The organism is Citricoccus muralis, from assembly GCF_003386075.1.
GTDB classification, from domain to species: domain Bacteria; phylum Actinomycetota; class Actinomycetes; order Actinomycetales; family Micrococcaceae; genus Citricoccus; species Citricoccus muralis.
Genome location: NZ_QREH01000001.1, coordinates 689,208 through 703,078 on the forward strand (window position 1 = coordinate 689,208; position 13,871 = coordinate 703,078).

The window sequence follows — 13,871 nt, forward strand, 5'->3', positions numbered from 1 at the left end:
GGAGTACGACCTACCGAGCACGACGACGGCCGGCACCTTCCGCGGAAGGTGCCGGCCGTCGTCGTACCGGGGTGGGGGTGTGTTCTCGGTGCTGCGCCGGTCAGATCCACATGGCGGGGTCAACGTACTCCGCCGGGTCCACTGCCGGCAGCTGCTCCTTGGGCGAACGGTGCCGGAAGGTCGCGGGTATACCGGTGGCGATCGAGTCCGCCGGGGTGTCCTTGACCACCACCGCGTTCGCGCCGACCGAGGAGCCCTGGCCGATCTCCACCGGGCCCAGGATCTTCGCCCCGGCCCCGACCACCACGCCGTCATGCAGGGTGGGATGGCGCTTCACCTGCTCCAGGGAGCGGCCGCCGAGGGTGACGCCGTGGTAGAGCATGACGTCGTCGCCGATCTCCGCGGTCTCGCCGATGACCACACCCATGCCGTGGTCGATGAAGAACCGGCGGCCGATGGTGGCCCCGGGGTGGATCTCGATGCCCGTCAGGGTCCGGGCGGCCTGGGAGAGCACCCGCGCCGGCGTCTTGAGCTTCTCGTGCTGCCACATCTGGTGCGTCAGGCGATGGGCCCAGATGGCGTGCAGACCCGAGTAGACGACGGCGACCTCCAGGTCGCCACGCGCCGCCGGGTCATGGGACCGGGCATTGGCGATGTCTTCCTTCAGTCGGGACAGGAAACCCACTGGTGGCCTTTCGATCGGGTGGCTCCGGGCTGCGCCGGGATGCCGGGGAAGGACGAGGAGGACCGGTCGGTCAGCCCCGGATGTCCTCGAACAGGACGGTGGAGATGTACCGCTCGCCGTAGTCCGGGACGATCGCCACGATGAGCTTGTCCCGGTTCTCCTCGCGCTTGGCGATCTCGAGGGCGGCGGACACGATGGCGCCGGCCGAGATGCCGCCGAGGATGCCCTCTCGAGTGCCCATGGTGCGGGCGACGCTGACGGACTCCTCGAGCGTGGCGGTGTACACCTCGTCGTAGATCTCGGTGTCCAGGACCTCCGGGACGAAGTTGGCGCCGAGACCCTGGATCTTGTGCGGGCCGGGCTTGCCGCCGGAGAGGATGGGGGAGTCGGAGGGCTCCACGGCCACGATGCCGACCTCGGGCTTCTGCTCCTTGAGGTAGCGGCCGGCGCCGGTGATGGTGCCGCCGGTGCCGATGCCGGACACCAGGATGTCCACGGTGCCGTCGGTGTCGTTCCAGATCTCCGGACCCGTGGTGTCGTAGTGGGCCTGGACGTTGGCCTGCGTGGAGAACTGCCGGGCCCAGATGGCGTTGTCCGACTCGGCGACGATCTGCTGGGCCTTCTCCAGGGCTCCGCGCATGCCGTCGGCGCCCGGGGTCAGCACGATCTCGGCCCCGTAGGCGCGCAGCATCACACGGCGCTCGTTGGACATGGTCTCCGGCATGGTGAGGATGACCTGGTAGCCGCGGGCCGCGCCCACCATGGCCAGGGCGATCCCGGTGTTGCCGGAGGTGCCCTCCACGATGGTGCCGCCGGGCTTCAGCTCACCGGAGGCCTCCGCGGCGTCCACGATGGAGCGGCCGATGCGGTCCTTGACGGAGTTGGCCGGATTGTAGAACTCGGCCTTGACGGCGACCTTGCCGGGAAGGCCCTCGGTCAGCTGATTGAGCATGACCAGCGGGGTGTTGCCGATGGCTTCGGTGATGTTGTTCAGGATGTTGGCCAAGACGGTGTTCCTTCCAGAAACGGTGGACGTGGGCAAGCCGGGAGACGGCGTTAAAACAGTGCTGACTTCAGCCTATGACAGGCCGACGTTCTCCGAGGGTTCCACGAGCCATTCCGAGTAACGCTGGCGCACCTTGGCCAGCTTCGGGGTGATGATCACGTGGCAGTAGCCCACGTCCGGGCGGTTGGAATAGAAGTCCTGGTGGAAGTCCTCGGCCGGGTACCACGTGCCGAGCGGCTCGATGGTGGTGACGATGGGGTCCGCCCAGTTTTCCTGGTTGCGCCGGATGGCCGAGCGGTACAGCTCCTGGTCCGCGGCGTCCGCCGGGAACAGGGCGGAACGGTACTGAGTGCCGACGTCGTGGCCCTGGCGGTTGAGGGTCGTCGGGTCATGCCCGGTGAAGAAGAGGTCCAGGATCAGGTCCGCGCCGACGACGGACTCGTCGAATCCGACGCGGACGGCCTCGGCATGGCCCGTGCGGCCCGAGCAGACGGACTCGTAGGTCGGGTTCGGCCAGTCGCTTCCGGTGTACCCGGATTCCACGGAGGTGACTCCGCGAATCCGCCGGTAGACGGCGTCCAGGCACCAGAAGCAGCCGCCGGCCATGGTCAGCACTCGGTGGGACGAGCGTTGGTCCTCGGAGGCAGGGGCGGCGCTGGCAACGCGGGAGTCCGTGGTGTCAGTGGCATCTGTGGCTTCGGGGGCGTTATCGAGATCACTCACATTCCCCTACAGCACCACGCTGGCCGCGTTCATTCCCGGGTCAGGCAGAATGGCACCATGAGCGCCGAGACCCACGCCACGGATGCGAACACCCCGAACACCGCGACGCCGACCCTTGCCCAGGTGCTGGAGTGCTTCGAGGAGCTGTGGCCGGCCTCTCTGGCCGAGCCCTGGGACGCCACCGGCCTGGTGGCCGGGCGCCCCGAGCAACCGGTGGGACGGATCCACTTCGCGGTGGACCCCGTCCAGGACGTGGTGGACGAGGCCGTGGGCGCCGGCGCCCAGCTGCTCGTCACCCACCACCCCCTGCTGTTGCGCGGCGTGACCTCGGTGGCCGCCACCGGCTTCAAGGGCCAGGCCGTCCACACCCTGATCGAGGGCGGCTGCGCACTGCTCACCGCCCACACGAATGCGGACTCCGCCGTCGGCGGGGTCTCGGACGTCATCGCGGACATCCTCGGACTGGAATCGGTCGTGCCGCTGGCCCCCACGCAGGGCGGGCTGCCCGAGGAAGGTATCGGCCGGGTGGGGCGCCTGCCCCAGGCGCTCACGCTCTCCGAGTTCGCGGCCCGGGTCTTCGGGGCCATGCCCGCCGTCGCCGGAGGGGTCCGGGTGGCCGGTGACCGGGACGGCATCATCCAGACCGTGGCTGTCTGCGGCGGGGCCGGGGACAGCCTGTTCGACCAGGTCCGGGCCGCCCAGGCGGACGTCTACGTCACCGCGGACCTCCGCCATCACCCCGCCTCCGAGCTGCGGGAAGCGGCCCGGCTGACCGGTGGCCGCCCCTACCTCGTGGAGGTCTCCCACTGGGGCAGTGAATGGCTGTGGCTGCCCGCGGCCGCCGAGGCGCTGGACACCCTGCTCACTGATCGCGGCTTCGACGTGGAGATCGCCGTGAGCTCGTACAACTCCGACCCCTGGGACTTCGTCCTGACTCCCGGGCCGTGACCACCGAACCGTAAGGACACCACCATGAGCAACGCCCCCACTGTCCCCCTCTCCGACCAGTTGCGCCTGCTGGAACTCCAGCAGCTGGACACGGCCCTGGACCGGGCTCGGCACCGCATGCAACAACTGCGCCAAGACCCGGACTACGCCCGGCTCCAGCAGGAGCTGGCTGACCACACACGGGCCGCCGAGCAGTCCGCCACCGACCTGGCCGAGGCCCGGAAGGCGGTCCGGACGGCGGAGGCCACGGTGGCGGGTGTGCAGGAACGCCGGGACCGCAACCAGAAGCGCCTCGATGCCGGCCAGGGGTCCGCCAAGGACCTGGAGAACATGATGCACGAGCTTCAGACGCTCAAGGCCCTGCAGGACGAGCACGAGGGGACCGAGCTGGAGGCCATGGAGGCGGCCGAACAGGCTGAGGCGGCCGACGCCGAGGCTCAGCGCCACCTGGCCGCAGCCCAGGCGGTAGCCCAGGAACGCGGTGCCGCGCTGAAGGAGGAGGCGGCCGGCGTCGCCGCCGAGGGCAACGAGCTCACCGGCCAGCGCCAGGCACTCGCCGCCACCCTGCCCGCCGACCTGGTGGCCCGCTATGACAAGATCCGGGAGCGCAACGGCGGGATCGGCGCGGCGCGGCTCGTCGGCAACAAGTCCGAGGCGTCCGGCATGCCGCTGAGCCCCGCCGACCTGGCGCAGATCGAGCAGACACCCCTGGAGACGCTGGCCTACTGCCCTGACTCGGGGGCGATCCTGGTCCGCGCCGAACAGGCCTAGACTCGACCAGTTCCCGCACCGCACCCGCATCATCCCGCTTGAACCACACTGTCCACCCAGTCCTCACCCGCCATAGGAGATTCCCGCGTGCCCCAGCAGTCCACCCCCTCCACCGGCCGTCTCCTCTATGTCGAGGCCGACGGCGGCTCCCGCGGCAATCCCGGTGTGGCCGGCTACGGAGCGCTGGTGCGCGATCCGGACACCGGAGCGGTCCTGGACATCGATGCCCAGCCGCTGGGTCGGGCCTCGAACAACGTGGCGGAGTACTCGGGCATGATCGCCGGACTGCGGATGGCCCGGCAGATCGACCCGGACGCCGCCGTGCACGTGCGGCTCGACTCCAAACTGGTGGTGGAGCAGATGAGCGGCCGCTGGAAGATCAAGCACGCGGACATGCAGAAGCTGGCCGCCGAGGCCCGGGACATCCTTCCCGCCGGCCAGGTCACCTACGAGTGGATTCCCCGGGCCAAGAACAAGGACGCCGACCTGCTCTCCAACGAGGCCATGGACGCGGGGGCCGCCGGCACCGAGTGGGTCAAGGCGAGGTCGGGCATCAAAGTGACCGGGGGATCCTCCAACCCCGCACCCGCTCCCGCGCCCTCACCTGCTTCTGCCCCCTCACCAGCAGCCACCCACGACGCCGGCCCGTTCACCCCGGGCGCGCGGGCGCCGGAGCCCGACGGGGCTGCCGCTCCGGCCGGCGTTGTGCCCCCGCGGCGTGTGGGTCGCCTGCACCACGTGGAGATCTGGGTGGAGGATCTCGAGGCCGCACGGTCGAGCCTGGGGTGGTTGTTCCAGGAACTCGGTTATGCCGTGAGCGGCGAATGGTCCGAGGGGACCAGCTACCAGGGGGCGGGGGAGTACCTGGTCCTGGAATCGGGTCCGCATGTCAGGGTCGGCAGTCATGACCGGCTGCGGCCGGGACTGAACCACGTGGCGTTCCACGCCGGCTCACGGGCGGACGTCGATGCCCTGACCGAGGCCGCCCGGAGCCGCGGCTTCACCCTGATGTTCGCGGACCGGCATCCCTTCGCCGGAGGCCGGAACCACTACGCGGCCTACCTGGAGGCACCGAGCGGATTCGAGGTCGAGCTCGTGGCCGAGCCGGTCTAGCGGGTCAGGTTCCTCCGACCGTGGTGTGCTCGTCCGGGAGGGTGATCTGCAGGCTCGACGGCTTGGTCCCGGTTCCCGGCACGAGGTCTACGGACCAGTCGTGGGTGCCCTCGGCGGAACCGGCGGCCGCGATCACCTCGGCGGCGGACTCCAGTGATTTCACGACCCGGGGGCCGGCCAGCAGCAGCTCACGGGCCACCAGACCACGGGTGTACTTGGCGAAATGGGAGACGACCTTGCGCTCACCGTTCCGGATCTGGAAGACATCCACGGTGGCGGTGATCGCCGCCGGGGCCTTCCACTGCGCCGCATAGCCACCGGAGCGGCCGTCGATGATGACGCCGGTGTGCTCGGAGTGGGCATCCAGCGGCGGGGTGAGCCGCGGCTTCCACCAGCTGGACAGGCGGCCCAGGCCCGGGAGTGTCCTGGTCACGGACAGGCGGTGGTTCGGGATGTGGTCGCCCAGGGAGAGCACCCCGAACAGGCCGGAGAAGACCAGGACCTTCTCGCGGGCCCGCCGGCGGGCCGTCTCCGGGAGGGAGGCATAGTCGAGGGCGTCGTAGAGCACTCCGGTGAAGACCTGGTGGGCCGGGGCGGCCGGCGACTCCATGAGCACCACGTTGGCGTCGATATCCGACCGGACGGTCTCGCCCACGCCCAGCACCTCGGCAGCATCCGGGGCGGAGGAGACGGCGGCGAGGATGCCCATGGCCGTGGTCCGCTCACCGGCCAGCGTGGGCAGGACGAGGGAGGCGAGGTCCAGGGGTGCGCCGGAACGGGGAGCGGTCTTGCCCTCGGAGGGCGGCAACAGGATGAGCACCGAAACAGCCTAGCGATCCCCGCCGGGCCCTGCGCACCGGTACGGACACCGCCGCGACCGGCCAACGGTAGACTGGTGCGCCGGGACAGGCTGGCGGACGGCCGCAGGGTGCCGGTTCTCGGCGCCGTGAGGAACGTCCGGGCTCCACAGGGCAGGATGGTGGGTAACGCCCACTCGGGGTGACCCGCAGGAAAGTGCCACAGAAAACAGACCGCCGGCTCACTTGGTGCATGCATCAGGAGGGCAGGTCAGGGTGAAACGGTGGTGTAAGAGACCACCAGCGATCCGGGTGACCGGATCGGCTCGGTAAACCCCATCCGGAGCAAGGCCGAACAGGATGTGTTCGAGGGCTGCCCGCCCGAGCATCCGGGTTGGCCGCTCGAGCCCGCCGGCAACGGCGGGCCTAGATGGATGGCCGTCGCTGGGAAGCGGGTGACCGCTCCCGGTACAGAACCCGGCGTACAAGCCAGCCTGTCCCACCCACGCTCCTCCACGAGAGCCTGAGAACCGACGAACCCCCGGAAGGCCAAGAAGCCTCCCGGGGGTTCGCTGGGTCCGGCGTGAGCGGACTCGCGGCCGGACCCGAACGGGGACTCAAATCCCCTCCCTTCTGATCTACTGGTCGTCCTTCCGGCGTCCGCGGAACAGCCGACGGGCCTGGTCCCGGTGCCGGGCGGCGTCTGGCTCAGTGGCCGCTGTGGGCGCCGGCGGGGAGTCCGGTGCGGCGGTCTGCGTGGCCGTGCCGCCGTCCCGACGGCGGTCGAAGAGGCCGGTCGTCCGGGAGATCCTGTAGTCGATGCGGTGGTCCACCTGTTCGCCGAAGGCGTTGTCGAAGTCCTCGGAGAGCCGATCGCTGATCTGCTCGTACCGGAGTCGGCGTTCTCGGGCGTCGATCGCGTCCTGGTCCTTCTTCAACGCCTTGACGATGGCGAAGCACATGGCGATCAGGATCAGGCTGAAGGGCAGTGCCGTTGCAATGGACGCGGCCTGTAGGGCACCCAGGCCTCCGGCGAGCAGCAACCCGATGGCGAGGGCCCCCTCCAGCAGGGCGAACAGCACGCGCGACCAGATCGGCGGGTTCGGGTGGCCGCCAGAGGCCAGCATGTCCACCACCAGTGAGCCGGAGTCGGACGAGGTGATGAAGAAGATCGCCACCAGTAGGATGGCGATCACCGACAGGACGCCGCCGAGCGGGAGTTCGCCCAACACGTCGAACAGTGCCGCTTCCACGCCGAACTCCTCGGCGCCCTCCGCCACGATCGGATCATCGGAGAACAGCTGGCGCCACAGACCGGTGCCGCCCATGATCGAGAACCAGAGGAAACCGACCAGGGTCGGCACCAGCAGCACACCGCCGATGAACTGGCGGACGGTGCGGCCGCGGGAGATGCGGGCAATGAACACGCCCACGAAGGGGGCCCAGGAGACCCACCAGCCCCAGTAGAAGATGGTCCAACTCGCGCCCCAGCTGGCACCGGCCTCGCCGGTGTAGGCGCCGACGTCGAAGGTCATGTTCATAACCTCTGCCAAGTAGACGCCGAAGGACTGGACCAGGTTCTGGAACAGGAAGAGCGTGGGGCCGAGCAGCAGCACGGAGATCACCAGGATGGCGGCCATGGACAGGTTGATGTTGGACAGCCACTTGATGCCCCGGCCGATGCCGGACACCACGGACAGGGTGGCCAGCAGGGTGATGACGATGATCAGCACGATCAGCAGTGTCTGATCTGGCGTCTCGACAATGCCCATCGCCGCCATGCCGGCACCGATCTGCTGGACGCCGAGTCCCAGCGAGGTGGCGATGCCGAAGATGGTGCCGAAGATGGCCAGGACGTCGATGACGTCTCCCATCCAGCCCTTCACCCGATTGCCCAGGATCGGTTCCAGGGCCCAGCGGATGGACACCGGACGTCCGCGGCGGTGGATGGCATAGCCGACGGCCAGCCCGATCACGGCGTAGACAGCCCAAGGGTGGAGTCCCCAGTGGACGAAGGTCTGCGCCATGCCCAGCATGGCCACAGCGTGTTCCTGTCCGGGGATGATCGAGGTGACGCCGTCGGCGCCGGTCTCGGTACCCGGCCAACCCGGTTTCGGCGTGGTGGTGGCATAGCCGAGGGGTTCACCGACGCCGTAGAAGACCAGACCGATGCCCATGCCGGCGGCGAAGAGCATCGCGAACCAGGACAGCACCCCGAACTCGGGCTTCTCATCGTCCTTACCCAGTCGGATCTTGCCGAACTTGGAGAAGCAGATGGCCAGCGCCACGATGATGAACACACCGACGGCCAGCATGTAGAACCAGCCCAGGTTGGTGGTGATCCACCCCTGGATGTTGGACAGTACCTGTCCGGTCGGGTCCGGGGCCGCGATGGCCACGATGGCCACGGCCGCGATGAGGATCAGGGAGGGCCAGAAGACGGCCGGCGCGATGGTCCCGGCGCCCACACGGACCCCCTGGCGCTTCAGCTTCTCGGTGATCTCCTGGTCGGAATCGTTCTCGTGGATCCGGGCTGAAGGAGGGACATGCTCACGGCCGTACTCCGAGGTGGGGGCCGTGGCCGGCGTGGGCGGTTCCTCTGCTGTGATCGTGGGTTCGTGGTCCGAACTCGACATGATTGCCTCTCTTGGTCTGACGATGGATACCGTCGCTGGTTTGGGGACGGTGGTCCGGATCGCCTGTTCCCAGCCACCATTCAGGAAGTCGGTGGACTGAGTCAAACAAGAAATGACAAGGCTGTCAGTACCTGCCAGCCGCTCCGCGTGGCGGAGGACACAACTCTTCGCGTGTCACTGGGCGTGCACTTCGCCGGCGAACGGCGCTGAAGTCACTAGACTGGGCACCGCCGTGTGCCAACTGGTTGCGGTATTTGGCCGGGACGGGCCATGACCGTCCGCTCACCGGGCGCCCATCGGTGCCCGTCAGCGACAGCGCCGTCGCCGCCTGGAGGCAGGCGCACAAGGGAAGGACCTACCGTGGCAGAAGAGACCAACGGAACCGCGCACGACCAGCGCGCCGCCTGGAACAACCGGGAGGAGCTGGCCGAGAGGATGGTTCCGCTGATCGGCTCGTTGTACCGGGAAAACAACGTGATCACGAGCATCTACGGCCGCCAGCTCGTCCACAAGGGCGTCATCGACATCATCAAGGCCCACCGTTATGCCCGTCAGATCGACGACGTCGTGCTTCCGGTGGAGGACACCTACCCCATGGTCGAGGCCCTGGCCGGGATGAACCTCGGCGCCGCGTCCATCGATCTGGGCAAGCTGGCCGCGAAGTTCCGCACCGCCGGCGGCGAGCTGCAGCACTTCCTGAACACGGAGCTGGCCGAGGTGGCCGGGCAGGGTGGCGAGGGCGTCAAGGCCCCGAAGGACGTGGTGCTCTACGGTTTCGGGCGCATCGGCCGCCTCCTGGCCCGCATCATCCTCTCCCACGAGGGCGGCGGCTCCTCGTTGCGACTGCGGGCGATCGTGGTCCGCAAGAACTCGGAGGACGACCTCGTCAAGCGTGCCTCGCTGCTGCGCCGGGACTCCATCCACGGACCCTTCGAGGGCACCATCACCGTGGACGAGGAGAACAACACGATCACCGCCAACGGGACGGTCATCCAGGTCATCTACTCGAACGACCCGGCCACCGTGGACTACACCGCCCATGACATCCACGACGCGATCGTGGTGGACAACACCGGCCGCTGGCGGGACGAGGACGGGCTCGGCCAGCACCTGATGGCCACCGGTGCCTCCAAGGTCCTGCTGACCGCTCCGGGCAAGGGCGACATCAAGAACATCGTCTTCGGTGTCAACACCGATGACATCACCGCCGAGGACACCATCCTCTCGGCCGCCTCCTGCACCACCAACGGCATCACCCCGGTGCTGAAGGTCCTCAACGACGAGTACGGCATCGACTACGGCCACGTGGAGACCGTGCACGCCTACACCAACGACCAGAACCTCACGGACAACTTCCACAAGGGCTCCCGCCGCGGCCGCGCCGCCGGCCTGAACATGGTCATCACCGAGACCGGTGCCGCCAAGGCCGTGGCGAAGGCCCTGCCCGCGCTCAAGGGCAAGCTCTCCGGCAACGCCATCCGTGTCCCCACCCCGGACGTCTCGATGGCCATCCTGAACCTGGCGCTCCAGAAGGAGACCACGGTGGAGGAGCTCAACCAGCGGCTCCGGGAGGAGTCCCTGACCGGCGAGCTGCGCAACCAGATCGACTACATCAACTCCCCGGAGATCGTCTCGTCCGACTTCGTCGGATCCAACCGCGCCGGCATCGTGGACGGCCTGGCCACCATCGTCAACGGCGGCAAGAACGCCGTGCTCTACGTCTGGTATGACAACGAGTTCGGATACTCCTGCCAGGTGGTCCGCGTCATCGAGGAGATGGCCGGGGACGCGGTCCCGGCCTTCCCGAAGGCCTGAACCGTTCCGGACCCGTCCGGAACCCCCTGAAGCACGACGCCGGCCCGGTCGCCTGAGAAGGTGACCGGGTCGGCGTCGTACTCACCGGGTGATTCCCCGATATCCCGCCTCACTGTGCGGGCAGAAACCACCGGTTGATTCTGCCCGCAAGGCGAGGTGGTTAGTGGTCCTCGTGGTGGTGATGCTCAAGGTCGTCGGCGTGATCGTGGCCGAACGGATCGGGGTCCACACCGGGCAGCCAGGTGTTGCCCGGCACCGTCCAGCCCTCCCGGCGCAGGGACTTCTTCCAGCGGCGGGTCCACTTGCCGTTGAGACGGTTGATGTAGAGGTAGCCGTCGAGGTGGTCGTACTCGTGCTGCATGACGCGGGCGAACCAGCCGGTCCCCTCGAAGTCGATCTCGTTGCCGTCCACGTCGAGGCCGGTCAGGCGCACGTGGTCGGAGCGCTTGAGCGGGAAGCTGTAGCCGGGAACGGACAGGCAGCCCTCGGCCTCCTCGTCCGGATCAGGATCCTCCTGCGAGGTCTTGCCGATCCGGGTCAGCACGGGGTTGATCACGTGCCCGCGAGCCGGGGCATCCCCGGAGTCCTCGAAGGTCCACGTGAAGATCCGCAGTCCCACGCCCACCTGCGGTGCCGCCAGGCCGACCCCACGGGCAGCATCCTGGGTCTCGAACATGTCCGCCACCAGCGCCCGGATCTCGTCGTCGATCTGCGTGACCTCGGCTGCCCGGCGGTGGAGGACGGGCTCGCCGTGGATGGTGATCGGGCGGATGGTCATGGCGGTGGATGCTCCTTCAGGTGCCGTGCGGGACAGCAGAGAGTCTAGTCTCCGCGGCGGCCAGGCCCGGTTACGGCCTCAGGTAGGCACACGCCGCCACCACGTGCGCCCGGGTGGCGATCTCCAGCGTGGGATCCAGAGCCGGGGCGAAGAACGGAGAGTGGTTGGCCGGAATGACCGAGGACACCGTGCCCGCCTCCACGGCGGCTCGGAACGTCTCCGGGGCCACGGAACCCACGAACCAGTAGACGTAGGGGATGCCGAAGGCGTCAGGGATGCGGCTGAAGTCCTCGGAGGCGGTGGCGGGGACGGCCTCGAAGACCTGGCCCGAAGCGAAATGGTCGGTGAAGGCCTCGGTCACCGTCTGGTGCGCACCGGCGACATTGCTGGTCAACGGGAACTGGTCGTAGTACTCGAACTCGGGCTCACGGGGAGCGCCGGCGGCGGCACACTCGCCCCGGACGATCCGTTCGATCGCGGCGATGACCTGCGCGCGCACCGCGGGATCATAGGTCCGCAGGTTCAACAGCAGCTCGGCGCGGTCGGGGATGATGTTGGACTTCGTGCCGGCGTTGGAAGCACCCACCGTGACCACAGCGAACTGGCCGGGCTGGATTTCCCGGGACACGATGGTCTGCAGGCGTAACACGATCGAGGCGGCGAGTACCACCGGGTCCACGGAGGTGTGCGGCATCGAGCCATGGGCTCCGCGGCCGTGCACCGTGATCCTCAGCGAGTCCCCGGCGGACAGCACGGGGCCCGGCGCGGTGCCGATGGTGCCCGCCTCGGCGGGCATGACGTGCTGGGCCAACGCCACGTCGGGACGGGGCACCCGGGCCGTCAGGCCGTCGTCGAGCATGGCCTGCGCGCCGGCCGCATTCTCCTCCGCCGGCTGGAACAGGGCGACGTACGTCCCGGACCACGCCTCCCGGTGCTCGGACAGCAGCCGGACGGCGCCCAGCAGGGCGACGAGGTGCATATCGTGGCCGCAGGCATGCATCACACCGTCCACCGTGGAGGCGTAGTCCAGGCCGGTGTCCTCGGTGACCGGGAGCGCGTCGATGTCCGCGCGGGCCAGGACCGTGGGTCCCGGGCCGTTGTCGAGGACGGTCACGACTCCGGTCCCGCCGATGCGCAGGGACTCCAGTCCCAGCCCGCCCAGCTCGGCCTCGATGCGCTCTGCGGTCCGGTGCTCGTTCAGGCTCAGCTCGGGGTGCTGGTGGAAGTGCCGGTAGAGATCGCGTTGCCAGTCCAGCTGACGATCGATGGTGTCCAGGAGCCCGTCGGCAGCCATCAGAGGTCCACGACCTCGAACTCGAGTAGTTCCGCGCCGGTGGCCACGGGCTTGCGCTGTTCGCCCTCCGGTCCGCCATGGGCAGCGGCGGCCCGGTGGTCCCGCCAGTCCTGGAAATGGGCCTCGGTGGCCCACTGGGTGACCACGAAGTAGCGATCTTCGCCGGCGGTGGGGCGCAGCAGTTGGAAGCCCTCGAATCCGGGGGAGCTGTCCACCGCGTGCTTGCGGGCGGCGAAGCGGGACTCGAGCTCGGAGCCGGATCCCTCGGGGACGCTGATGGCATTGATCTTCACGACGGACATGGAAGGGCCCTTTCGACGGCGATGGTCACGGTCATCCTAGGGGCACGGTTCCACAGGATCAGGATTCATCCGGCGGCATGACGGTGATGGGCGCGGATGTGCCGACCGGTGTGGTCAGAGCAGCCGGGGCAGGTCGAAACGACGTCGATACGACAGAGGTCCGGACTTCCGTAGAAGTCCGGACCTCGTCATGGGGGTGAGTAACGGGGCTTGAACCCGCGACCTTCTGGACCACAACCAGACGCTCTACCAGCTGAGCTATACCCACCATGCCGGTCCGCTGAACGGACCTTGACAGCGCGTTCCATCATACATGGATTTCGCGGTGGGTCCGAATCGGCCCCGCCGACCGGTCCGGCCTCGGCTCAGGCCTCCGGAGCGGCCACGGCCTGCATGCCAGCGGCGATCCGCTGGGCGGTCTTCGAATCCGGGCCGGGCGCCGGCACCATGACGGCCTCACGGTAGTACCGCAGCTCGTTGATGGAGTCGATGATGTCCCCGAGCGCGCGGTGCCCACCGGTCTTGGCCGGGGCCTGGAAGTAGGCCTTCTGGTACCAGCGGCGGGCCAGCTCCTTCAGCGTGGACACGTCCACGATCCGGTAGTGCAGGTGGTCCGTGATGGCCGGCAGGTCCCGGGTGAGGAACAGCTTGTCCTGGCCCACCGAGTTCCCTGCCAGCACCGCCTTGCCGGGCTGCGGGCAGTGCTGGGTGATATATGCCATACAAGCCTCGGACGCCTCGGCGAGGGAGGCGCCGTCGTCCAGCCGGTTCAGCAGCCCTGAGGTGGTGTGCATGTCCCGCACGAAGGGGACCATCTGGTCCAACGCCTCACGTGGGGGTTTGATGACCACGTCCACCCCCTCGCCCAGGACGTTGAGCTCGGAGTCCGTCACCAGGACGGCGATCTCCACCAACGCGTCCTTGACGGGATCCAGCCCGGTCATCTCACAATCGATCCATACGAGGTTCTCTGCAGTAGCTGCCACGCCTCCCACAGTAGCGT

13 protein-coding genes, 1 tRNA gene and 1 other RNA gene are annotated in these 13,871 nt (G+C 68.5%); 5 read left to right on the forward strand and 10 right to left on the reverse strand.

Going from position 1 to position 13,871, the window contains the following annotated elements:
• Positions 1-100 precede the first annotated feature (100 nt).
• The 3 genes from epsC to msrA all read right to left on the reverse strand — a co-directional run bounded on the left by epsC (position 101) and on the right by msrA (position 2,297).
• Positions 101-685 (reverse strand): serine O-acetyltransferase EpsC, encoded by a 585-nt coding sequence (gene epsC, locus C8E99_RS02940; RefSeq protein ID WP_115931037.1) that lies wholly within the window; start codon positions 683-685, stop codon positions 101-103.
• A 70-nt stretch (positions 686-755) separates the two neighbouring features.
• Positions 756-1,691, reverse strand: coding sequence for a cysteine synthase A (gene cysK / locus C8E99_RS02945; RefSeq protein ID WP_115931038.1), 936 nt, complete (start codon positions 1,689-1,691; stop codon positions 756-758).
• Between the two features lie 72 nt (positions 1,692-1,763).
• Positions 1,764-2,297 carry a peptide-methionine (S)-S-oxide reductase MsrA gene (gene msrA, locus C8E99_RS02950; protein WP_170144644.1) on the reverse strand — a complete coding sequence of 178 codons (534 nt, stop codon included), beginning with the start codon at positions 2,295-2,297 and terminating at the stop codon, positions 1,764-1,766.
• Positions 2,298-2,471: 174 nt separating this feature from the next.
• On the opposite strand from msrA, the gene C8E99_RS02955 reads away from it, so the two are divergent.
• The 3 genes from C8E99_RS02955 to C8E99_RS02965 all read left to right on the forward strand — a co-directional run bounded on the left by C8E99_RS02955 (position 2,472) and on the right by C8E99_RS02965 (position 5,246).
• Entirely contained in the window at positions 2,472-3,362 is an 891-nt protein-coding gene (locus tag C8E99_RS02955; RefSeq protein WP_115931040.1) for a Nif3-like dinuclear metal center hexameric protein, read from the forward strand.
• A 24-nt stretch (positions 3,363-3,386) separates the two neighbouring features.
• Positions 3,387-4,133: a zinc ribbon domain-containing protein gene (locus tag C8E99_RS02960; RefSeq protein ID WP_115931041.1), complete on the forward strand. Its 747-nt coding sequence runs from the start codon at positions 3,387-3,389 to the stop codon at positions 4,131-4,133.
• An 87-nt stretch (positions 4,134-4,220) separates the two neighbouring features.
• Positions 4,221-5,246, forward strand: coding sequence for a reverse transcriptase-like protein (locus tag C8E99_RS02965; RefSeq protein ID WP_115931042.1), 1,026 nt, complete (start codon positions 4,221-4,223; stop codon positions 5,244-5,246).
• A 4-nt stretch (positions 5,247-5,250) separates the two neighbouring features.
• Here the strand turns inward: C8E99_RS02965 and C8E99_RS02970 are convergent, their stop codons facing one another.
• Entirely contained in the window at positions 5,251-6,066 is an 816-nt protein-coding gene (locus C8E99_RS02970; protein WP_115931043.1) for a YaaA family protein, read from the reverse strand.
• Positions 6,067-6,152: 86 nt separating this feature from the next.
• Between C8E99_RS02970 and rnpB the strand changes: the two genes are divergently transcribed.
• Positions 6,153-6,544, forward strand: an RNA gene (gene rnpB, locus C8E99_RS02975) — RNase P RNA component class A.
• A gap of 137 nt (positions 6,545-6,681) precedes the next feature.
• On the opposite strand, the gene C8E99_RS02980 is transcribed toward rnpB, so the two are convergent.
• A complete protein-coding gene (locus C8E99_RS02980; RefSeq protein ID WP_115931044.1) occupies positions 6,682-8,679 on the reverse strand; it encodes a BCCT family transporter in 1,998 nt (665 codons plus the stop codon).
• A gap of 360 nt (positions 8,680-9,039) precedes the next feature.
• Between C8E99_RS02980 and C8E99_RS02985 the strand changes: the two genes are divergently transcribed.
• On the forward strand, positions 9,040-10,494 hold the full coding sequence (locus C8E99_RS02985) for a glyceraldehyde-3-phosphate dehydrogenase (protein WP_245952050.1): 1,455 nt from the start codon (positions 9,040-9,042) through the stop codon (positions 10,492-10,494).
• 160 nt (positions 10,495-10,654) lie between these two features.
• On the opposite strand, the gene def is transcribed toward C8E99_RS02985, so the two are convergent.
• The 5 genes from def to orn all read right to left on the reverse strand — a co-directional run bounded on the left by def (position 10,655) and on the right by orn (position 13,854).
• Positions 10,655-11,272 (reverse strand): peptide deformylase, encoded by a 618-nt coding sequence (def, locus tag C8E99_RS02990; protein WP_115931046.1) that lies wholly within the window; start codon positions 11,270-11,272, stop codon positions 10,655-10,657.
• Positions 11,273-11,342: 70 nt separating this feature from the next.
• The gene (locus C8E99_RS02995) at positions 11,343-12,566 is read right to left on the reverse strand and encodes an amidohydrolase (RefSeq protein ID WP_115931047.1); all 1,224 of its coding nucleotides are present in this window, start codon (positions 12,564-12,566) and stop codon (positions 11,343-11,345) included.
• The gene (locus tag C8E99_RS03000; protein ID WP_115931048.1) at positions 12,566-12,868 is read right to left on the reverse strand and encodes an antibiotic biosynthesis monooxygenase family protein; all 303 of its coding nucleotides are present in this window, start codon (positions 12,866-12,868) and stop codon (positions 12,566-12,568) included. Before C8E99_RS03000 ends, C8E99_RS02995 begins: the two co-directional genes overlap by 1 nt.
• 191 nt (positions 12,869-13,059) lie before the next feature.
• Positions 13,060-13,137 (reverse strand) — tRNA-His (locus C8E99_RS03005).
• A 96-nt stretch (positions 13,138-13,233) separates the two neighbouring features.
• On the reverse strand, positions 13,234-13,854 hold the full coding sequence (gene orn, locus C8E99_RS03010; RefSeq protein WP_115931049.1) for an oligoribonuclease: 621 nt from the start codon (positions 13,852-13,854) through the stop codon (positions 13,234-13,236).
• Between the last annotated feature and the right edge of the window lie 17 nt (positions 13,855-13,871).

What these genes read in the sequence shown, in the direction of transcription:
- msrA (WP_170144644.1), bottom strand. Translation starts at nt 2,297, where the DNA reads ATGGCCGGCGGCTGCTTCTGGTGCCTGGACGCCGTCTACCGGCGGATT.
- C8E99_RS02955 (WP_115931040.1), top strand. Translation starts at nt 2,472, where the DNA reads ATGAGCGCCGAGACCCACGCCACGGATGCGAACACCCCGAACACCGCG.
- C8E99_RS02960 (WP_115931041.1), top strand. Translation starts at nt 3,387, where the DNA reads ATGAGCAACGCCCCCACTGTCCCCCTCTCCGACCAGTTGCGCCTGCTG.
- C8E99_RS02980 (WP_115931044.1), bottom strand. Translation starts at nt 8,679, where the DNA reads ATGTCGAGTTCGGACCACGAACCCACGATCACAGCAGAGGAACCGCCC.
- def (WP_115931046.1), bottom strand. Translation starts at nt 11,272, where the DNA reads ATGACCATCCGCCCGATCACCATCCACGGCGAGCCCGTCCTCCACCGC.
- C8E99_RS02995 (WP_115931047.1), bottom strand. Translation starts at nt 12,566, where the DNA reads ATGGCTGCCGACGGGCTCCTGGACACCATCGATCGTCAGCTGGACTGG.
- C8E99_RS03000 (WP_115931048.1), bottom strand. Translation starts at nt 12,868, where the DNA reads ATGTCCGTCGTGAAGATCAATGCCATCAGCGTCCCCGAGGGATCCGGC.